Origin of the sequence: Sulfurospirillum halorespirans DSM 13726, from assembly GCF_001723605.1 — a bacterium.
GTDB classification, from domain to species: Bacteria; Campylobacterota; Campylobacteria; order Campylobacterales; family Sulfurospirillaceae; genus Sulfurospirillum; species Sulfurospirillum halorespirans.
The window spans coordinates 2,429,888-2,446,998 of record NZ_CP017111.1; the positions used below are offsets into that span (position 1 = coordinate 2,429,888).

Annotated in this window: 29 protein-coding genes and 1 pseudogene; 3 read left to right on the forward strand and 27 right to left on the reverse strand. The window is 39.4% G+C overall.

The features are described from left to right. Position 1 precedes the first annotated feature (1 nt). The 26 genes and pseudogenes from rpsK to rpsJ all read right to left on the reverse strand — a co-directional run bounded on the left by rpsK (position 2) and on the right by rpsJ (position 11,760). On the reverse strand, positions 2–394 hold the full coding sequence (rpsK, locus tag SHALO_RS12110) for a 30S ribosomal protein S11 (RefSeq protein ID WP_014770213.1): 393 nt from the start codon (positions 392–394) through the stop codon (positions 2–4). 21 nt (positions 395–415) lie between these two features. Next, positions 416–784, reverse strand: coding sequence for a 30S ribosomal protein S13 (gene rpsM, locus SHALO_RS12115; RefSeq protein WP_069478756.1), 369 nt, complete (start codon positions 782–784; stop codon positions 416–418). A 2-nt stretch (positions 785–786) separates the two neighbouring features. After that, complete coding sequence (gene rpmJ / locus SHALO_RS12120) at positions 787–900, reverse strand: 50S ribosomal protein L36 (RefSeq protein ID WP_038533455.1); 114 nt, start codon at positions 898–900, stop codon at positions 787–789. A 163-nt stretch (positions 901–1,063) separates the two neighbouring features. Continuing rightward, positions 1,064–1,282 carry a translation initiation factor IF-1 gene (infA, locus tag SHALO_RS12125; protein WP_012857710.1) on the reverse strand — a complete coding sequence of 73 codons (219 nt, stop codon included), beginning with the start codon at positions 1,280–1,282 and terminating at the stop codon, positions 1,064–1,066. Positions 1,283–1,298: 16 nt separating this feature from the next. Next, positions 1,299–2,057 carry a type I methionyl aminopeptidase gene (map, locus tag SHALO_RS12130; protein WP_069478757.1) on the reverse strand — a complete coding sequence of 253 codons (759 nt, stop codon included), beginning with the start codon at positions 2,055–2,057 and terminating at the stop codon, positions 1,299–1,301. Positions 2,058–2,061: 4 nt separating this feature from the next. After that, positions 2,062–3,324 (reverse strand): preprotein translocase subunit SecY, encoded by a 1,263-nt coding sequence (gene secY, locus SHALO_RS12135; protein WP_025345763.1) that lies wholly within the window; start codon positions 3,322–3,324, stop codon positions 2,062–2,064. Continuing rightward, positions 3,321–3,725, reverse strand: a complete 405-nt coding sequence (rplO, locus tag SHALO_RS12140; RefSeq protein ID WP_025345764.1) for a 50S ribosomal protein L15 — start codon at positions 3,723–3,725, stop codon at positions 3,321–3,323. The genes secY and rplO overlap by 4 nt, the downstream gene beginning before the upstream one ends. A 20-nt stretch (positions 3,726–3,745) precedes the next feature. Beyond that, positions 3,746–4,189, reverse strand: a complete 444-nt coding sequence (rpsE, locus tag SHALO_RS12145; RefSeq protein WP_012857714.1) for a 30S ribosomal protein S5 — start codon at positions 4,187–4,189, stop codon at positions 3,746–3,748. Between the two features lie 24 nt (positions 4,190–4,213). Then, entirely contained in the window at positions 4,214–4,570 is a 357-nt protein-coding gene (gene rplR, locus SHALO_RS12150; protein WP_069478758.1) for a 50S ribosomal protein L18, read from the reverse strand. Between the two features lie 9 nt (positions 4,571–4,579). Further along, the gene (rplF, locus tag SHALO_RS12155) at positions 4,580–5,116 is read right to left on the reverse strand and encodes a 50S ribosomal protein L6 (protein ID WP_069478759.1); all 537 of its coding nucleotides are present in this window, start codon (positions 5,114–5,116) and stop codon (positions 4,580–4,582) included. Positions 5,117–5,191: 75 nt separating this feature from the next. Next, a complete protein-coding gene (gene rpsH / locus SHALO_RS12160; protein WP_025345767.1) occupies positions 5,192–5,587 on the reverse strand; it encodes a 30S ribosomal protein S8 in 396 nt (131 codons plus the stop codon). 11 nt (positions 5,588–5,598) lie between these two features. Beyond that, positions 5,599–5,784 (reverse strand): type Z 30S ribosomal protein S14, encoded by a 186-nt coding sequence (locus SHALO_RS12165; RefSeq protein WP_025345768.1) that lies wholly within the window; start codon positions 5,782–5,784, stop codon positions 5,599–5,601. Between the two features lies 1 nt (position 5,785). Continuing rightward, positions 5,786–6,331: a 50S ribosomal protein L5 gene (gene rplE, locus SHALO_RS12170; RefSeq protein WP_069478760.1), complete on the reverse strand. Its 546-nt coding sequence runs from the start codon at positions 6,329–6,331 to the stop codon at positions 5,786–5,788. After that, a complete protein-coding gene (gene rplX, locus SHALO_RS12175; RefSeq protein ID WP_025345770.1) occupies positions 6,331–6,567 on the reverse strand; it encodes a 50S ribosomal protein L24 in 237 nt (78 codons plus the stop codon). The genes rplE and rplX overlap by 1 nt, the downstream gene beginning before the upstream one ends. Continuing rightward, entirely contained in the window at positions 6,567–6,935 is a 369-nt protein-coding gene (gene rplN / locus SHALO_RS12180; protein ID WP_012857721.1) for a 50S ribosomal protein L14, read from the reverse strand. Before rplN ends, rplX begins: the two co-directional genes overlap by 1 nt. Then, positions 6,935–7,186, reverse strand: a complete 252-nt coding sequence (rpsQ, locus tag SHALO_RS12185; protein ID WP_069478761.1) for a 30S ribosomal protein S17 — start codon at positions 7,184–7,186, stop codon at positions 6,935–6,937. Before rpsQ ends, rplN begins: the two co-directional genes overlap by 1 nt. 9 nt (positions 7,187–7,195) lie before the next feature. Beyond that, positions 7,196–7,384 carry a 50S ribosomal protein L29 gene (gene rpmC, locus SHALO_RS12190; protein ID WP_037960715.1) on the reverse strand — a complete coding sequence of 63 codons (189 nt, stop codon included), beginning with the start codon at positions 7,382–7,384 and terminating at the stop codon, positions 7,196–7,198. Next, positions 7,371–7,796, reverse strand: coding sequence for a 50S ribosomal protein L16 (rplP, locus tag SHALO_RS12195; protein ID WP_025345772.1), 426 nt, complete (start codon positions 7,794–7,796; stop codon positions 7,371–7,373). The genes rpmC and rplP overlap by 14 nt, the downstream gene beginning before the upstream one ends. Continuing rightward, complete coding sequence (gene rpsC, locus SHALO_RS12200; RefSeq protein ID WP_025345773.1) at positions 7,796–8,509, reverse strand: 30S ribosomal protein S3; 714 nt, start codon at positions 8,507–8,509, stop codon at positions 7,796–7,798. The genes rplP and rpsC overlap by 1 nt, the downstream gene beginning before the upstream one ends. 4 nt (positions 8,510–8,513) lie before the next feature. Further along, positions 8,514–8,843, reverse strand: a pseudogene (gene rplV / locus SHALO_RS12205) (50S ribosomal protein L22); the annotation flags it as partial. A gap of 7 nt (positions 8,844–8,850) precedes the next feature. After that, entirely contained in the window at positions 8,851–9,132 is a 282-nt protein-coding gene (gene rpsS / locus SHALO_RS12210; RefSeq protein WP_025345775.1) for a 30S ribosomal protein S19, read from the reverse strand. Beyond that, positions 9,133–9,963 (reverse strand): 50S ribosomal protein L2, encoded by an 831-nt coding sequence (gene rplB / locus SHALO_RS12215; RefSeq protein WP_025345776.1) that lies wholly within the window; start codon positions 9,961–9,963, stop codon positions 9,133–9,135. A 2-nt stretch (positions 9,964–9,965) separates the two neighbouring features. Next, a complete protein-coding gene (locus tag SHALO_RS12220; RefSeq protein ID WP_025345777.1) occupies positions 9,966–10,247 on the reverse strand; it encodes a 50S ribosomal protein L23 in 282 nt (93 codons plus the stop codon). Positions 10,248–10,249: 2 nt separating this feature from the next. Next, positions 10,250–10,864, reverse strand: a complete 615-nt coding sequence (rplD, locus tag SHALO_RS12225; RefSeq protein ID WP_025345778.1) for a 50S ribosomal protein L4 — start codon at positions 10,862–10,864, stop codon at positions 10,250–10,252. Beyond that, positions 10,861–11,439: a 50S ribosomal protein L3 gene (rplC, locus tag SHALO_RS12230; protein WP_025345779.1), complete on the reverse strand. Its 579-nt coding sequence runs from the start codon at positions 11,437–11,439 to the stop codon at positions 10,861–10,863. Before rplC ends, rplD begins: the two co-directional genes overlap by 4 nt. Before the next feature lie 9 nt (positions 11,440–11,448). After that, the gene (gene rpsJ, locus SHALO_RS12235) at positions 11,449–11,760 is read right to left on the reverse strand and encodes a 30S ribosomal protein S10 (protein ID WP_025345780.1); all 312 of its coding nucleotides are present in this window, start codon (positions 11,758–11,760) and stop codon (positions 11,449–11,451) included. A gap of 166 nt (positions 11,761–11,926) precedes the next feature. Between rpsJ and SHALO_RS12240 the strand changes: the two genes are divergently transcribed. Beyond that, entirely contained in the window at positions 11,927–13,003 is a 1,077-nt protein-coding gene (locus SHALO_RS12240) for an ATP-binding protein (protein ID WP_238585243.1), read from the forward strand. On the opposite strand, the gene SHALO_RS12245 is transcribed toward SHALO_RS12240, so the two are convergent. Further along, positions 12,992–14,242, reverse strand: a complete 1,251-nt coding sequence (locus tag SHALO_RS12245; RefSeq protein WP_069478764.1) for an ATP-binding SpoIIE family protein phosphatase — start codon at positions 14,240–14,242, stop codon at positions 12,992–12,994. The two genes, SHALO_RS12240 and SHALO_RS12245, sit on opposite strands and share 12 nt — an antisense overlap. Positions 14,243–14,310: 68 nt before the next feature. Between SHALO_RS12245 and SHALO_RS12250 the strand changes: the two genes are divergently transcribed. Together SHALO_RS12250 and SHALO_RS12255 are read left to right on the forward strand one after the other, a co-directional pair. After that, positions 14,311–14,859, forward strand: a complete 549-nt coding sequence (locus SHALO_RS12250) for a ribonuclease HII (protein WP_069478765.1) — start codon at positions 14,311–14,313, stop codon at positions 14,857–14,859. A gap of 321 nt (positions 14,860–15,180) precedes the next feature. Continuing rightward, positions 15,181–17,100: an FTR1 family iron permease gene (locus SHALO_RS12255; protein WP_084010910.1), complete on the forward strand. Its 1,920-nt coding sequence runs from the start codon at positions 15,181–15,183 to the stop codon at positions 17,098–17,100. The last annotated feature ends 11 nt before the right edge of the window (positions 17,101–17,111 follow it).

A 17,111-nucleotide genomic window follows, 5' to 3' on the forward strand; every position in this document is an offset into this window, starting at 1 on the left:
ATTAAACTCTTCTTCTTTTTGGAGGTCTACAGCCGTTGTGTGGAAGAGGTGTAATATCTTTTAGGAAAGACACTTTAATACCTTCTGTTGTACCAGCACTTTTTACCGCTGTCTCGCGACCACTGCCCGGGCCTTGAACTTTAATACCGATTTCTTTGAGACCATGTTCTTTTGCTTTAGTCAATGCATCTTCGACGGCTTGTTGTGCTGCATAAGGAGTAGATTTTTTACTACCCTTAAAGCCCAAACTACCTGCACTGCTCCAAGCAATAACATTTCCCATCTCATCAGTTACAGTTACGACAGTGTTATTAAATGTTGCAGAGATATAAATGATACCTTTAGCAATATTTTTCTTAACAACTTTTTTACGTACTACTTTTCTTTTTGCCATCTGTTTCCCTTTGAGACTTCGTTATTTAGCTTTAGCGCCAACGGTGCGTTTTTTACCTTTTCGGGTACGCGCATTCGTTTTTGTTTTTTGTCCACGAACTGGCAAGCCTTTTCTATGTCTAAGACCTCTATAGCTTCCCATATCCATCAAAGCTTTAATATCCATAGCCACTTTTTTACGAAGATCACCCTCTACTTGAAAGTCTGCTTGGATCTCTTTACGAATCGCTGCAACTTCATCTTCACTTAGCTCATGAACTCTTTTATCAAACGAAATTCCAGTTGCTGTTAAAATAGCTCTAGAACTTGTCAAACCTATACCGTAGATGTATGTTAAACCATACTCTACTCTCTTTTTCATTGGAAGGTCTACACCTGCAATCCTTGCCATGCTTATCCTTGTCTCTGTTTGTGTTTTGGATTTACGCAAATGACTCTAACGATACCTTTTCGTTTGATCACCTTGCACTTATCGCACATCTTCTTTACAGAAGGTCGTACTTTCATTCGTGACTCCTGAACTTTATTTCCACTGGAATTTTGAGCTAAACTGTCACAGGTTTGATGATGTATCTCAAACCAACAATCGAAAAAACAGTGGTTCCTTTTTCGATTATTCTTCACACAGCTTTACAAAAGGGGCAAATTATACATAAATTAAGCTAATAATTTACTTATACCTATAAGTTATACGCCCTTTATCCAAACTATACGGTGTCAACTCTACTTTCACGGTATCTCCGGGCATTATCTTAATATAATGCATTCTCATTTTTCCTGCAATGTGACATAAAATCACATGGCTATTTTGGACTTCAACTTTAAAGGTTGCGTTGGGAAGTGCTTCTATCACTTTACCGTCAATTTCAATCACGTCATCTTTTGCCATTTTACCTCCTATAATCTCAAGATAGAGACAAAATTTCTACTTTGCCATCTACGATTGCAACGGTGTGCTCATAGTGGCTTCCTCTTAACCCATCCGCAGAAACAACAGACCATTTATCCGCCAAAATTTTTGGCGTGCCATCTTTATGGCAGATCATTGGCTCTATGCAAAATACCATACCATTTTTGATTTTAGGACCACTTTTGGGATTAATCCCTTCTAAATAGTTAGGAATTTCTGGCTCTTCATGCGGCTTTCTGCCAATGCCATGCCCACAGAATCCATGCAAAGGAACATACCCTTGTTGAAGAATAAATTGCTCAATCGCATGACTTAGCTCTTTAAAGCGCATCTCAGGCTCGATAATATCAATGGCATAATAGAGGGCATCTTTTGCACATGCAATCAAATTCTCATCACTTTTTGATATTTCTCCAACCCCTACAGTTACAGCAGAATCGCCATACCAGCCATCAACCTCTGTACCAATATCAAGTCCTACAATATCACCCTCTTTAAGCTGATACTCTGTAGGAATCCCATGAATAATCACTTCGTTGACAGAGGTACACACACCTGCTGGAAAACCATAAAGGCCTTTAAAGGCAGGACGCGCACCAAGGCTATGAATGTAAGACTCACCCATGGCATTGAGCTCTTTCAAGCTAAGCCCTGGATGAATGTTACATGTAAGATACTCTAACGTTTTGGCAACAATCTTATTAGCAGCAGAAAGCTTTGCAATTTCCTGAGCTTTTTTAATCGTAATTGCCATCTGCTTAAAGACCTACCGCACTAAGTGTTTCATATTTATTCATATACATTTGTGCTTCAATTTTACGCATCGTATCGAGTGCCACTTGAACAACAATTAAAACAGCTGTTCCACCAAAATAGAATGGTACACCCATCACTTTTACCAAAACCCATGGAAGCGTCGAGATAAGCCCTAAATAGATTGATCCCCAAAGGGTTAATCTACCCGCTACTTCATTTAAAAAGAGTGCAGTGCTCTCTCCTGGTCTAACACCGGGAATAAAGCCACCCTGTTTTTTAAGGTTTTCAGAAATATCTTTTGCATTAAAAACAATCGATGCATAAAAATAAGCAAAGAAAATGACGAACAAAAATGTAAGTACATTAAAGACATAGCTGTTTGGATTGAGAAAATCGTGAATAGATTGAACAATCGGATTGGTGCTTGCTTGCATAATCGTTGATGGGAACATCAAAATTGCACTTGCAAAAATAGGAGGAATAACACCACTAAGATTCATTTTAATAGGCACATAGTTCATAATACGTTTGTGTTGATTTTGAAGCACGACTTTTCGCGAATACGAAATCGGAATACGACGCTCACCCATCTCCACATAAATAATAGAACCAACCGTGGCTAAGATGACCACCAAAATACCAATGACCACAAGGAAATTGAGCTCTCCTGTATTGACAAGGTTAATGGTTCCACCAATCGCACTAGGGATTCCTGAAACGATACCTGCAAAAATAATCAAACTGATACCATTACCAATACCACGTTGTGTAATTTGCTCACCAATCCACATGAGTAACATAGTACCCGTAAGCATACTCGCAGCAGCAATCGCTGTAAAGGTTGTCATATCGATCATAATGGCACTCTCGCCAGCACGACCACTTAACCCTCCAAGACCAACGGAAACACCAATGGCTTGTACAATCGTAATAACAATCGTTGCATATCGAATGATCTGCATGTATTTCACCATACCGTCACGTTCTTTTTTCATTTTACCAAGTGTTGGGAAAGTTGCTGCAAGAAGTTCCATAATAATAGACGCGGTGATGTAAGGCATAATACCTAACGATATAATACTAAGACGTTGTGCAGCGTTACCGCTGAACATATTAAACATTCCAAGGGCATTTGAGCTATTGGAGTCGAAGAACTCTTTAATTACAGCTATATTGACACCAGGAACTGGCACGTATGCCAGTATCCTGTATGCAAATATAAACCCTAACGTAACTAAAATCTTCTTCGTAAGATCTTGGCTCATTTACTCATTCCAGTAAAAATGACGTTTTCGTCTTTGATTTTAGCAGTCAACTCTTTAGCACCTGCACCGATCAATTTCACTTTAATAACACTGCTTCCAATTTTATGCACAGTTCTAATCGCATCAACCGTAATTTCAGCCAGTTCTGCAACTGCTTTAATTCTATCAACGTTGATGATATAAGGTTTCACGATTTTAGAAGTAAAACCAACTTTTGGTAATCTTCTTTGAAGTGGTTGTTGACCACCCTCGAAACCTCTTTTACGTTTATAACCTGTACGAGATTTTTGACCGTTGTTACCACGGCTTGCGGTTTTACCCATACCACTACCTTGACCACGACCTACACGTTTGATCTTTTTGGTAGAGTTTTCTGCTGGTGTAAGATTATCTAATGCCATTTTGAATCCTTCTTCTCTACTTAGCTTTTAATCATGCTAAGAGCTTTAATTGTTGCTCTTACCACGTTAGAAGCGTTGTTTGAACCCAATGACTTTGTCAAAATATCTTTAATACCCGCAAGTTCAACGACAGGACGTGTTGCACCACCAGCGATTACGCCGGTACCATCACTTGCTGGCTTAAGAATAATACGACTTGCATTAAATTTAACTTCAACATCATGAGCGATGGTTGAACCTTTGATATTTACTTTGACAATGTTTTTAAACGCATCATCAACTGCTTTTCTAATAGCATCAGGAACCTCTTTAGCCTTACCAAAACCAAAGCCAACAAGACCTTTTTTATTTCCAACAACAACGAGTGCTGTAAATCTAAAACGTCTACCGCCTTTAACAACTTTTGTTACGCGGCCAATGTTAACGATGACTTCTTCAAACTCTTCTCTGTTGTATTTTTCCATTGAATCGTTTTCCTCTTCTTTTTCTTATAGCACTATGCCGTTTGCTCTAAGGCCGTCTGCAAAAGCAGCAACTACCCCATGATACAAATAACCATTTCTATCATAGACAACTTTAGTCAAATTCTTAGCCTTGAGCGTCTCCGCAAACACTTTTGCAACTTCTGTTGCACTTGCTTTGCTAGCATTGAACCCTAATTTTTTGCCATCTACACTTGCCAACGTAACACCACTAATATCATCTATTGCTTGCGCATAAAGAAATCTGTTTGATTTAAAGAAAGAGATTCTTGGTCTTTGTTCTGTACCAGAAATATCTGCTCTTACTCTTTTTTTACGTTTAACTCTTAATGCAAGCTTTCGTTTTAAAATATTTGCTCTCATCTCTTACCCCTACTTCTTGGAAGTTTTTCCGGCTTTACGGATAATAGTTTCATCAGAATATTTAACACCTTTACCTTTGTAAGGCTCTGGAGCTCTAAAACTTCTAATTTCGGCAGCAATCTGACCAACTACTTGCTTGTCATCACCTTGAATAGTCACTACGTTTTTCTCAACAACAATGTGAATATCTTTTGGAAATTCATAATTAATTGGGTGAGAAAATCCAAGTTGAAGCTCAAGAACATTACCATTAACGGCAGCTCTGTAACCAACACCGTTAATTTCAAGTTGCTTTTTAAAACCTTCAGTTAAACCTGTGATAACATTTTGACCAAGGGCCCTGTATGTTCCCCAAAAAGCGCTGCTCTGACGATCAGCACCTTTTGAAATAAATACAAGCTCTCCATCTTGAACGTTTACGTCAACATTTCCCTTGGTGTCCAATACTTTTTGAACACTGCCTTTTTTAAACTCTACTAGATCACCATTCACTGACACTTCAACGCCAGCAGGAATCTTAACAGGCTTTTTACCAATACGAGACATTTTATTTCCTTTTACTTGTCTACGATAAGCTTAAAATCTTAGAATGGATATCGAATACCATAAAAGAACAGCTAATTACCAAATACTACAGATAACTTCGCCACCAAGACCTGCTTTGTGAGCGTCATCATTACTGAGAACACCTTTTGATGTACTAACAACGATCGTACCATAACCATTTTTGAAGCGTTTAATTTCATCGCGACCTTTATAGACTCTACGTCCAGGTTTTGAGATTTTTTTCACTTCATTGATGACTTGGGTGCCTCTTGCATCATACTTCAAAACAACATTGATAAATTTCTTAGGACCTTCTTCAACAACGTTAAAACTTTCGATATAACCTTTGTTTTGGAAAATAACTAAAATCGCTTCAACCAGTTTTGAATGCATTAATTTAGTCACATCAAGTTTACGCATTGATGCATTTCTGATTCTTGTTAAAGAATCTGCTACTAGATCATTAATCATAGTCTATTTCCTTACCAGCTTGCTTTTTTGAGGCCTGGAATAAGACCCTCATTTGCCATTTTACGAAGACAAATTCTGCAGATACCAAAATCTTTGTAAACAGAATGTGGACGTCCGCAAATTTGACATCGTGTGTATGCTCTTACTTGAAACTTAGGCGTTCTTGCAGCCTTTGCAATCATCGATTTTTTAGCCATATTATTTACCTTTTGCGAACGGCAAACCAATGAGTTCAAGAAGTTTAAATGCTTCTTTATCATTGCTAGCAGTTGTTACGATCGTAATATTCATTCCGTGTGTTTTCATGATGTTATCATACTCAACCTCAGGGAACATTAATTGTTCATTAAGACCAAAGTTATAGTTTGCACGTCCGTCAAAACCTACTCTTGGAAGACCTCTAAAATCTTTTACTCTAGGAAGTGCTACTGAGATAAGTTTGTCTAAAAATGCGTACATATTCTCTTTACGAAGTGTTACTTTAACACCGACTGGGTAACCAGCACGTACTTTAAAACCAGCAACTGATTTCTTAGCATTCGCAACAACCGCTTTTTGACCAGCGATTAAAGAGATGGTATCGACGATATTTTGCAATAACTTAGTATCTTTACCTTCTTCACCAGCACCAACGCTGATAACGACTTTTTCAATTTTAGGTGACAACATAGGATTAGCAATATTAAACTCTTTAACCAATGCTGGTTTAACTTCAGCATTAAATTTCTCTTGCAATCTGTTCATTATTTACCCTCTACTTTAGCCACGTTAGAGACATGAATTGGTTTTTCAAGATTTGCAAAACCACCCTTAGGGTTGCTCTCACTTGGCTTAATGGCTTTTTTTACTACCTTGCAACCCTCAACAACGACTTGTGAAGTTTTTGGCAAAACTTGAACAACTTTTGCCTCTTTACCTTTATCGTCGCCTGCGATTACTTTAACAGTATCGCCTTTTTTAATTTTCATCTTAGTCGCCATTATAGTACCTCCGGTGCCAAAGATACGATTTTCATAAAGTTAGCATAACGAACTTCACGACCTACTGGTCCGAAAATCCTTGTACCGATTGGCTCTCTTTTGTTATCAAGAATAACAGCAGCATTTTCATCAAAACGAATCAATGAGCCATTTTCTCTTTGGATCTCTTTTTTTGTTCTTACGATAACCGCTTTAACAACTTGTCCTTTTTTCACTTTACCACTTGGCAAAGCTTTTTTGACAGAAGCGATGATAACATCACCTACCGTTGCATAACGACGTTTACTACCACCAAGAACTTTAATACACATGATCTCTTTAGCACCACTGTTATCAGCAACAGCTAATCTTGTAAAACTTTGTATCATTATTCAACTCCCACTTTAACAACAGCGCTAAGTCTAAAAGACTTTCTTTTTGAAAGTGGTCTGCACTCGATAGCGCTTACTGTGTCGCCGATTTTTACTTGGTTGCTCTCGTCATGGACTAGGTATTTTTTGAAACGTTTAACGAACTTGCGATATCTCGGGTGCATTACACGTCTCTCTACCAAAACGGTGATGGTTTTATCACCAGTTTTCTGAACAACTACGCCTTGAATCTCTCGTTTTAAAGCCATTAGTTACCCCTACTTGTTTTGAGCAGAAATTGCCGTATTAATACGTGCGATATCTCTTCTAACTTCTTTAATCTCATTTGGATTAGTAAGTTGCATTGTTTTTAGCTTTTGTCTTAATGTAAACAAAAGAACCTTTTTCTCTTTTAACAACTCTAAAAGCTCTGACGCGCTTTTGCCGTTTAAATCAATATACTTCATTTTCGCTCTCTCGAGTTACAATCTTGGTTTTGAAAGGCAATTTGTGCATTGCAAGTGTTAATGCTTCACGCGCTAACTCTTCAGGAACACCCGCCATTTCAAAAATAATTCTACCAGGCTTAATATTCATAACCCACTTATCAACAGAACCTTTACCTTTACCCATACGTGTTTCGATAGGTTTAGCCGTTAATGGTTTGTCTGGGAATACACGAATCCAAGTCTTAGCTTGACGCTTAACATGTCGTGTATACGCAATCCTCGCAGCCTCAATTTGGCGTGAATCAATACGTCCAGCTTCAACAGCTTTGAGACCGATTTCACCAAAAGAGATTGATGCGCCACTGCTGGCTTCACCGCGGTTGCGGCCTTTCATCTGCTTTTTATATTTCGTTCTTTTAGGCATTAACATTAGTTTTTACCTCTCTCTTTACGCGCTCTAGGCTTTCGTGAATTCTCTTTTTCAGGTGCTTCTTCTTTTTCAGGAGCAAGTCCTTTTACAAGAACCTCACCTTTAAAGATCCATACTTTAACACCGATAACACCGTATGTTGTATGTGCTTCAGCAAAACCATAATCGATTTTTGCACGAAGTGTATGAAGAGGAACGCGTCCTTCTAAGTACCATTCAGTTCTTGCCATCTCAGCGCCACCAAGACGTCCTGAGACAGAAATTTTAATACCTTTAGCACCTGATTTTTGTGCACCTTGAATCACTTTTTTCATTGCTCTTCTAAAGGCGACACGGCGCTCAAGTTGCATTGCAACGTTTTCTGCACACAATTGAGCAGAAGCTTGTGGGCGTCTCTCTTCTTTAATGTTAACGTTTACATCTTTATCAATTAATTTGGTCAATTTAACTCTTAATTTTTCAATATCAGAGCCTTTTTTACCAATAATGATACCAGGACGTGCAGCAACAACAGTCACTCTAAGCTTTTTAGCAGTACGCTCGATCAATATTTGACTGACACCTGCATAGTAAAGCTCTTTTTTCAAGAATGTTCTAATTTTGTAATCTTCACCAATGCTTGTCGCTAAGGTTTGTTTACTTGGGAACCAACGTGAATCCCAGTTTCTATTAATACCAAGTCTTAAACCAATCGGATTTACTTTTTGACCCATCTTAGTCTTCCTTCTTTGCAGCTTTTGCTACTTCAACAAATACATGAGAAGTTGGTTTTCTAATGCCACTCGCACTACCTCTTGCTCTTGGCAGAAAACGTTTAAGTACCGGACCTGCGTCAACACGGCAAGAAGCAACCACGACTTCTTGTGGTTCAAATCCGCCATTAGAAACAGCAGAAGCGATCACTTTAGAGATGATTTTTGCACCTTTGTTTGGCATAAACTCTAAACTTGCCATAGCAAGCTCAGCATTCATTCCTTGAACTTCATGTGCAATTAACCTTGCTTTTGTAGGAGATAATCTGATAAATTTTAATATTGCTTTGCTCATAGTCTACCTACTTACCAATTTTTTTCTGAACAGAGCCTTTATGACCCTTGAACGTACGAGTTGGTGCGAATTCACCCATTTTATAACCGATATGGTTCTCTGTAACGTACACTGGAACAAAGTTTCTACCGTTATGGACATTGAATGTCAAACCGATCATATCAGGAATAATAGTACTTCTACGAGACCATGTCTTAATCGGCTTGTTTGATTTTGTCTCTTTTGCTTCAACCGTTTTTTTCAACAAATGAGCATCAACAAAAGGACCTTTTTTTAGCGATCTAGCCATCTATTTTCCTTTTCTTCTAGAAATAATCAGTTTGTCGCTCGCTTTTTTCTTACGAGTTTTTCTACCTTTAGTTGGTTGTCCCCATGGAGTTACTGGATGACGTCCTGAGTTGGTTTTACCCTCACCACCACCGTGTGGGTGATCGACTGGGTTCATAGCAGAACCACGTGTTTGAGGACGAATACCACGGTGTCTGTTACGACCCGCTTTACCAATGACGACGTTAGCCCAATCCTCGTTTCCGACAACACCAACCGTAGCCATACACTCAGCCAAGATTTGTCTCATCTCTCCACTTGGAAGTCTTACCATAACATACTGAGTCTCTTTACCCATAAGTTGAGCGTAACCACCAGCACTACGTGCCATTTGTCCGCCTTTACCCGGTTTAAGTTCGACGTTATGTAAGATAGTACCAACAGGGATACTTTTAAGTTTCATTGCGTTACCTGGTTTAATATCCAGTCCGCTTTCAGCTGATTGAATTTTATCGCCCACTTTTAGACCTGATGGTTGAAGAATATATCTTTTGTCACCATCGGCATAATTGATAAGCGCGATTCTACAGTTTCTGTTTGGATCATATTCAATAGCAGCTACGGTTCCCTCTACATCAAATTTTCTTCGTTTGAAGTCAATAATTCTGTAAAGTTTTTTAGCACCCGCTTCTTTATGACGTGAAGTGATTCTACCATTGTTATTTCTACCTGCCGTTGCAGCAATTTTAACAAGGAGTGAAGGAACACTTGCTTTTGCAGTAATGTCACTTGAATCAAGTCCTGTTAAAAATCTACGACTGGGGGTATAGGGTTTAAATGATTTTATTGCCATGATTACGCCTCCACATTCTCTAGTTTAGCGCCCTCTGGCAACTGAACATAAAACTTTTTAAAATCATTACGTTTGCCTTCAATGCCTTTAAACTTCTTAACTTTTCCCATAACTCTAAGAGAATTGATTTTTAATGGTGTAAAACCAAAGTATTGTTTTAATACCTCTTTTAAACCATTTTTTGTCATTCTTACGGAAGTTTGGATAACAACTGTACCATTCTCTTGAAGGCTCAAGCTCTTTTCAGTATAAAGGATTGCCTTAATATCAGTAATATCAGCCATTCTTAGCCCTCTTTTGTGATTGTTTCAAGCACTGATTTTTCTATGATTACCGCATAGAACGCAGTTGCTAAATACGCATTAAGCTCATTCGCTTCGACAAGGTAGCAGTTTTGAAGATTTCTAAACGCTAACAATGTATTCTCATCAACCAATTGCTTAACGATTAATGCGTCTCTTGTACCAAGTGTTTTTACGATTTTTGCTGCATCTTTGGTTTTACCTGATTCAACAGTTAAAGAATCAACAACAAAAAGTGCGTTATTGAGCGCTTTTTCATTCAATGCGAATTCAAGTGCTAATTTTTTCTGTTTTTTATTGACTTTCAAATCATAGTTTTTGTTAGCTCGTGGGCCAAATGCAGCACCACCACCAACCCATACTGGACTTCTTCTACTGCCAGCACGTGCACCACCACGACCTTTTTGAGCCCATGGTTTTTTACCACCACCGCTTACTTCACCTTTTGTTTTGGTGTTAGCAGTGTTGGAACGAAGCGCAGCTTGGTATGATTTGACATAAAGATATAGGTTATGTGAATGGATCTCTTCAAAACTTGAAGGAAGAGCCAATGCACCAACATTTTCTAATTTTTCATTTAATACGATTGCGCTACTCATTTAACAATCCTTGCTTTACCTAATGATCCATTTGCACCTGGAACGGAGCCTTTAACAGCTAAGATACCATTTTGTGCGTCAAATGAAACGATCTCATTTTTTACAGTCACTTGAGTGTTACCATAATGACCTGGCATTTTTTTGCCTTTTTGAACACGACCTGGCCATTCGCAGTTACCGATTGAGCCCGTAGTTCTATGGAAACGGTGACCGTGTGCACCAGGACCTCCACTAAAATTGTGACGTTTCATAACGCCTGTAAACCCTCTACCTTTAGTACTCAAAGACACTTTAAGTGTTTTTGCTTCACCCAAAGGTGCTGTATCTAAATCGCCTGCTTCAGCGTTTGCAACATCAAGTGTTACGAAACGATTGAATGCAGCAGAAAGGTTATACTTCTTTTGCTGACCCGCAATAGCTTTGTTCATTTTTTTGCCACTCACATATGAAACTAAAGCACGTTTTTCAGCGTTAACTTCACATACTTTTGCTTCTAAAACTCTGAGTAACGTGACAGGAACGCTTGGTACTGCGATTGTTCGGCTCATGCCGATTTTTTCAATAATATATTCCATCATTACCCCTTATTTACCCATAGCTCTAACTTCAACATTGACTTCAGGTGCCAAGTCAAGTTTCATGAGTGAATCAACTGTATCAGTCGTCGCAGACACGATGTCGATCATACGTGCATGGATTCTCATCTCAAATTGCTCTCTTGAAGATTTGTTTACGTGCGGAGATCTAAGCACTGTATAGCGCTTGATTTTTGTAGGCATAGGAATTGGTCCGACGATCTCGGCTCCAGTTCGTTTGACAGCTTCGACGATAGCTGCAACAGATCTGTCTAAAACTCTATGGTCATACGCCTTGAGTTTAAGTCTAATTTTTTCCATTTGGTACCCCTGTAAAGAACTTGCCACCTTGAAGATGACCTAATTAAAGGACTGTGATTTTACAACAATAGATATAAGAAGTCAAGAAACATAGGGCTTTTTAGTGTACAAATATTCATTTTATTTCCTTTTAATAAGGAAGATAATAAACTTTCCCCAAAGGAAAATGATGCAAACACTCCAATTTTTTTACGAAATGAATTTTAAAAACAGTCTCTTTTTGGATCGAAAACTATCCATCACGCATAAAAAAACCATTCTGTATGGTCCACGAAAGAGTGGTAAAAGCCATCTGATTGTTGATCATTTGAGCCATTATGAAAAAGGGAGTTACCTCTACATTGATTTTTCCGATGATCGTGTTGAGCCTCATTTAGTTGCGGAGCACTTGCCTCTTTTTGTTCAAAAAAACCGCATCAAACTCCTTGTCATCGAGCATTTTGACTTCTCATTTGAACTTCCCAATGTGGATGAAATCCTGCTTTCTACCTCTTTTACATGTAAAACACTTGTGGGCTTTGACTCCCTCACACTTTACCCTTTAGATTTTGAGGAGTTCATCTCGTTTGATAAAAAACACTCGAATATTGAGCATCTTTTCAATCTCTTTGCAAGCCACGGCACCTACCCACACATCGTACAAAGTGTTGAGCAAGATTATCAACGGCAGATGCAGATGATGTTGCATCTTATTTTAAATGACACGACCACCTTTTTGATCTACAAACGTTTGTGTGAACTGCAAGGAAGCAAAATTTCGCTCTTTCAAATTTACAACCATTTAAAGAGTTTTACAAAAATTTCCAAAGATAAACTGTATGCCATCACGTCTGAGCTGATTGATCAGAAACTTCTCTTTTTTATAGAAAAGTACAATCAACCCAGTGCCGCTAAAAAAGTCTATCCGATTGATTTTGCCCTTAAAGACGCCCTCACGTTTAAAAAAGATTTTTTGAAGCGTTTTGAAAATATGGTTTTTTTGGAGCTGATTAAGCGCGATAAAAATGTCTTTTATGAAGAGGGTATTGACTTTTTTATCCCCGAAGAATCGCTTGCCATTGTCTGCGTTGGCTTTGCAACCACGGAGGCGATTGAGATGAAACTTCAAAAGCTTTTACCGACCTTTTGGGCTTTACATGTAAAGCGTATTGAAGTCGTCACCCTGAGCAGTGAAAGTACCAAAGACATCGAAGGCTTTAGCTTCTCCATCGCCCCTTTTTGGGAGTGGGCGCTACAACTCTAACGTGGGCGTGATGAATTTTTGAATCGTAATGGCATTGCCTTTTTTGTTGAAATAGAAGTGATCCAAAAGCTTGCGAATAATGACAAATCCGCGCCCGCTAAACTTCTCCGCATTAAGGACAATATTTTTCAGCACCATCGTATCAAATCCTTCGCCTTGATCGCTAATCGTCGCTTCAAAGAGTTCGCGTTTACCATTAGGAATGATGCCATAGATGATTTTGATCTTTTTGCGCTGGTGCACTTTCTCAAGTCGCAGCATCTCCTCATCAAATAAATTGTGCTCAATCAGATAATTCTTCCGTGCTTTATCAACCCCAAAACTGCCATGTTCCAAAGCATTGAGCAGAAGCTCTGAGAGGGTTAGCATAATCTGGCTCGATGTTTTACTATCGATATAATGTGCTTTAAGATACTGCGTAATTCCAAGCAGTGCTGCATCAATCGCTTCGTAAGTACTTGGGATACGAAGCACTTTAAACGTTTTGGAAATCTCCAATTTTTGGATGTAAATATAGGTCAGATCATCATCACCCTTACCTATACGCTCTTTCACTTTATCACGAAAATCTTTCACACAAATAGAGTCAATAAAATCTTCTTTCAAACACGAAGCATAGAGTTTTCCATCATGCAGAAGACTCTCGCTGAGCCCATCGCTGTAGCAGAGCATCTTTGCAATTGGAACGGAAGGAAGGATATTGCTGCGAACACTTTTTGTGAAAACACTTAAGGGAGGATTGTTACTGCGAATCGATTGAAATTCACCTTTTTCACTGATGATAAAAAAAGCGGGCATGCCACAGGATGCGTATTTGATAACCGATGCGTGAATGTCATACTCCACGAGCACAATACTCATGATCTCTTCATCAAACAGATTTTTTTGTAAAAATTTGAGCGTTTTGGTGATCCACACATCAAAAACAAAGCCCTCTTCCTCTTCGAGCTCATCGAAAAAATAGTTCAAAAATCGTGTGATCGCCATCGCACTCATCGCCGCAGAAAGTCCTTTGCCCATCGCATCAGCGATAAATCCCACCAACCTTCCATCGTTGGTTTTGCGAAGCGAGTAGGTGTCGCCACTGAGCGTGCTGTGCGGTTTGTAAGAGATGTCCACGCGCAAAAGCTCTTTTTTCTTGTTTTTCGTCAAATCAATTTGCTGATAGTACAGGTCGTTTTTGATGACAAAAAGCTCTTTATTGAACGCTTTTTCAAGATCTTCTTTGTGGTGGAACATGGATTAACTCCTTTGGGACATTTTAGCAAATCTACACTAAACTTCGTTTACATGTAAAAGGAGTTTGGATGTTGTGTGGTATTGATGAAGCAGGACGTGGATGTTTAGCAGGACCGTTAGTGGTAGCAGGCGCTATTTTGAAAGAGCCCGTCATAGGACTCAATGACTCCAAACAACTCACTGAAAAACAGCGCGAAGCATTTTTCGAGATTCTTCAAAGTAAAGCCGAATTTAAAATCGTCTTTTGCGATCATGCTATGGTCGATGCCAAAGGGCTCAGTGCCTGCCTTAGATACGCTATAGAGACCATTAAAGCCCATTTTGAAGGGCACGATATTTTAATGGACGGTAACTGCAATTTTGGTGTTTCGGGCATCACAACGATGGTCAAAGCCGATGCCAAAGTTCCAGAAGTCAGTGCTGCAAGCATTTTAGCCAAAGTGAGTCGCGATCGCTACATGTACGAGATCGCGCCCACCTATCCGCAGTACGAATTTGAAAAACACAAAGGCTATGGCAGTGCTTTACATGTAGAAAAAATCAAAGCCTATGGCTACTGCGAAATTCACCGAAAATCTTTCAAACTCAAAGCACTCTCTCAACCTTCACTGTTTTGATCAATAACACGCCTTTAAAGCAAAGCTTTAAAGACTACGTTAGCCACTGAGGCACTGAAGCTTGCCAACTTTGTTGGCAGAATAAGGCTTGCTTCATACATTCTTGTCAGATCAAAAAAACAAAGCTCTTTGCCTGCGCTAGCCACTGGATTCTTCAAAAAACTTCGTTTTCATCTCTTTTTTTGTGTGTGTTAAAAATTATTTAACACAAATTTAATACTTCTCAAAGAATTAGAGTACTATTATTCGATTGCGATTATCAATATGTAACTCAATTTTATTTACATGTAACGCATAACGTAATGAATCAAAGGTAACTCAATGAACTGTAAAATGCTCTGCTTATTTCTGATGGGATTTCTCCCTTCCTTGCTTTTTTCGGCGGCTACAACGAATTATGCGGATATTATGAACCGAATCAACCAAACTTTTAAAGAGAGTTTAGCACTGTATGAAAAAGGAGAGCAAGACGAAGCGAAACAAGTGGCGCAAAGTGCCTATTTTGAGCTTTTTGAAAACCTTGAAGGACCGATCCGCATCAACATTTCGGGTAAAAAATCCTACGCGATGGAAGCGCAATTTGTCTCCATTCGTAAGCTGATTAACGATGGCGCATCGATTGCGGAAGTCAAAGCCGTTATGGACAATCTTTCCGCTGAGATGGCAGAAGTGCTTCCCAAACTGGAGAAAGGAACACGCCTTGTGGGTGAAAAAGGCGATGATGCTAGCCCTGCGCAAATGGTAACCGAAGCCCCTAAGCCTACATTAGATATCAAATGGAAAACACTCTACAACCACATCGAAGCCAAATACGCCAAAGCCTTGGTTTCTTTTGAAAAAGGCGATAAAGAAGAGACAAAATTTATCATTACCTCGGTCAAATTTGAAGATTATCGCAACGGCATGATCGAAACAGCGGTACGTAAATATATCTCCAAATGGCGCGATAGCCAAATCCAACAAGAGATGGGACGTGTGATTCGCGCGGTGGATGAAGAGATTCACACCAAAGAGGAGCTCAAAGAAGAGTTAGAACGTCTGAAAAGCAACATCTGGCATAGCCTTCTTGAACTTCCCGCTGACGCGGTTAAACTTGCAGTGGTAAGCGTTAAAGAAGAGGCGATTGAAGAAGTTAAAGAAGATTTTGCTCCTGTGATGGCAAATCTTAAAGCAAAATTGGCGGAAGCGCACACGCTCTACAGCAAAGGTGAAGCGAAAAAAGCGATGCAACTGGTTCAAAATTCCTATTTCGACATCTTTGAAGCCAGTGGGATGGAAGTTAAAATTGGCGCAGTCGATAGCACTCTTAAAACAAGCATCGAAGGCTCCTTTAGCAAAATTGTTGCACTCATGAAAAACCAAAGTACGCCTGAAAGTGTTTTGAGTGAGATGGATTCATTGAATACACAAGTGGCAACGGGAGCTGAAAAACTCTCAGGGTCGGATTCACCATGGAGTCAATTCCTCTACTCGTTGATCATCATTTTACGCGAAGGTATTGAAGCACTCATCGTTGTCACCGCCGTCATCGCCTATTTGATTAAAAGCGGTAATGCAACACGTCTTAACATCGTTTACAGCGCGTTATGGAGTGCCATTGCCCTTAGCTTTGTGACCGCTTTTGTGATGAACTTGATTTTTCAAAACCCGGGAGAATCACGCGAAATGTTAGAGGGTGCCACGATGCTCGTCGCCGTTGGACTGCTGTACTACGTAGGCTTTTGGCTTCTCTCCAATGCCCACGCGAAAAAATGGAGCCATTACATTGCAGAAAAAGTCTCAGAGTCCCTCAGTTCTGGCTCGATTCGAGCACTTTGGTTTACCGTTTTTTTAGCGGTTTACCGTGAAGGTGCAGAGACCGTACTTTTTTACCAAGCACTTATTTTCGATGCAAAAACACCGCTTGGGTACAGCATGTTAGCCGCAGGATTTGGCATGGGTGTCATTGCCCTTGTCATCCTCTTTTTCCTCCTCAAAGCAGGAGCGATCAGGATTCCAATTAAGCCTTTTTTCATGATCACCAGCGCGATCATTTTTTACATGGCAATCGTCTTTACTGGCAAAGGCATTATGGAATTGGTTGAGGGAAAAGTATTTCAACCCACCCTTATTGAGGGCTTTCCAACGCTAACGTGGCTTGGAATTTACCCGTACATGCAAAGCTTTATTCCCCAAGCAATGCTCGTTATTGGGCTGATTGTGGGCTCGTTATACATCATGATTCAAGCGAAAAAAGCTTGAATCTCAAAAAA

What these genes read in the sequence shown, in the direction of transcription:
- rplE (WP_069478760.1), bottom strand. Translation starts at nt 6,331, where the DNA reads ATGAACAGATTGCAAGAGAAATTTAATGCTGAAGTTAAACCAGCATTG.
- rplB (WP_025345776.1), bottom strand. Translation starts at nt 9,963, where the DNA reads ATGGCAATAAAATCATTTAAACCCTATACCCCCAGTCGTAGATTTTTA.
- rpsH (WP_025345767.1), bottom strand. Translation starts at nt 5,587, where the DNA reads ATGATTAATGATCTAGTAGCAGATTCTTTAACAAGAATCAGAAATGCA.
- SHALO_RS12165 (WP_025345768.1), bottom strand. Translation starts at nt 5,784, where the DNA reads ATGGCTAAAAAATCGATGATTGCAAAGGCTGCAAGAACGCCTAAGTTT.
- SHALO_RS12245 (WP_069478764.1), bottom strand. Translation starts at nt 14,242, where the DNA reads ATGTTCCACCACAAAGAAGATCTTGAAAAAGCGTTCAATAAAGAGCTT.
- rpsQ (WP_069478761.1), bottom strand. Translation starts at nt 7,186, where the DNA reads ATGGCTTTAAAACGAGAGATTCAAGGCGTAGTTGTTCAGAAAACTGGT.
- rpsS (WP_025345775.1), bottom strand. Translation starts at nt 9,132, where the DNA reads ATGGCTAGATCGCTAAAAAAAGGTCCTTTTGTTGATGCTCATTTGTTG.
- secY (WP_025345763.1), bottom strand. Translation starts at nt 3,324, where the DNA reads ATGAGCCAAGATCTTACGAAGAAGATTTTAGTTACGTTAGGGTTTATA.
- rpsC (WP_025345773.1), bottom strand. Translation starts at nt 8,509, where the DNA reads ATGGGTCAAAAAGTAAATCCGATTGGTTTAAGACTTGGTATTAATAGA.
- rplD (WP_025345778.1), bottom strand. Translation starts at nt 10,864, where the DNA reads ATGAGTAGCGCAATCGTATTAAATGAAAAATTAGAAAATGTTGGTGCA.
- rplR (WP_069478758.1), bottom strand. Translation starts at nt 4,570, where the DNA reads ATGAGAGCAAATATTTTAAAACGAAAGCTTGCATTAAGAGTTAAACGT.
- rplC (WP_025345779.1), bottom strand. Translation starts at nt 11,439, where the DNA reads ATGGAATATATTATTGAAAAAATCGGCATGAGCCGAACAATCGCAGTA.
- SHALO_RS12220 (WP_025345777.1), bottom strand. Translation starts at nt 10,247, where the DNA reads ATGGCTGATATTACTGATATTAAGGCAATCCTTTATACTGAAAAGAGC.
- rpsM (WP_069478756.1), bottom strand. Translation starts at nt 784, where the DNA reads ATGGCAAGGATTGCAGGTGTAGACCTTCCAATGAAAAAGAGAGTAGAG.
- rplN (WP_012857721.1), bottom strand. Translation starts at nt 6,935, where the DNA reads ATGATACAAAGTTTTACAAGATTAGCTGTTGCTGATAACAGTGGTGCT.
- infA (WP_012857710.1), bottom strand. Translation starts at nt 1,282, where the DNA reads ATGGCAAAAGATGACGTGATTGAAATTGACGGTAAAGTGATAGAAGCA.
- rplF (WP_069478759.1), bottom strand. Translation starts at nt 5,116, where the DNA reads ATGTCTCGTATTGGTAAAAAGCCTGTTAAGATTCCTGCTGGCGTTGAA.
- rpmJ (WP_038533455.1), bottom strand. Translation starts at nt 900, where the DNA reads ATGAAAGTACGACCTTCTGTAAAGAAGATGTGCGATAAGTGCAAGGTG.
- rpsE (WP_012857714.1), bottom strand. Translation starts at nt 4,189, where the DNA reads ATGGAAAAATACAACAGAGAAGAGTTTGAAGAAGTCATCGTTAACATT.
- SHALO_RS12255 (WP_084010910.1), top strand. Translation starts at nt 15,181, where the DNA reads ATGAACTGTAAAATGCTCTGCTTATTTCTGATGGGATTTCTCCCTTCC.
- rpsJ (WP_025345780.1), bottom strand. Translation starts at nt 11,760, where the DNA reads ATGGAAAAAATTAGACTTAAACTCAAGGCGTATGACCATAGAGTTTTA.
- rplX (WP_025345770.1), bottom strand. Translation starts at nt 6,567, where the DNA reads ATGGCGACTAAGATGAAAATTAAAAAAGGCGATACTGTTAAAGTAATC.
- SHALO_RS12240 (WP_238585243.1), top strand. Translation starts at nt 11,927, where the DNA reads ATGATGCAAACACTCCAATTTTTTTACGAAATGAATTTTAAAAACAGT.
- SHALO_RS12250 (WP_069478765.1), top strand. Translation starts at nt 14,311, where the DNA reads ATGTTGTGTGGTATTGATGAAGCAGGACGTGGATGTTTAGCAGGACCG.
- rpmC (WP_037960715.1), bottom strand. Translation starts at nt 7,384, where the DNA reads ATGAAGTATATTGATTTAAACGGCAAAAGCGCGTCAGAGCTTTTAGAG.
- rpsK (WP_014770213.1), bottom strand. Translation starts at nt 394, where the DNA reads ATGGCAAAAAGAAAAGTAGTACGTAAAAAAGTTGTTAAGAAAAATATT.
- rplO (WP_025345764.1), bottom strand. Translation starts at nt 3,725, where the DNA reads ATGGCATTAGATAATCTTACACCAGCAGAAAACTCTACCAAAAAGATC.
- map (WP_069478757.1), bottom strand. Translation starts at nt 2,057, where the DNA reads ATGGCAATTACGATTAAAAAAGCTCAGGAAATTGCAAAGCTTTCTGCT.
- rplP (WP_025345772.1), bottom strand. Translation starts at nt 7,796, where the DNA reads ATGTTAATGCCTAAAAGAACGAAATATAAAAAGCAGATGAAAGGCCGC.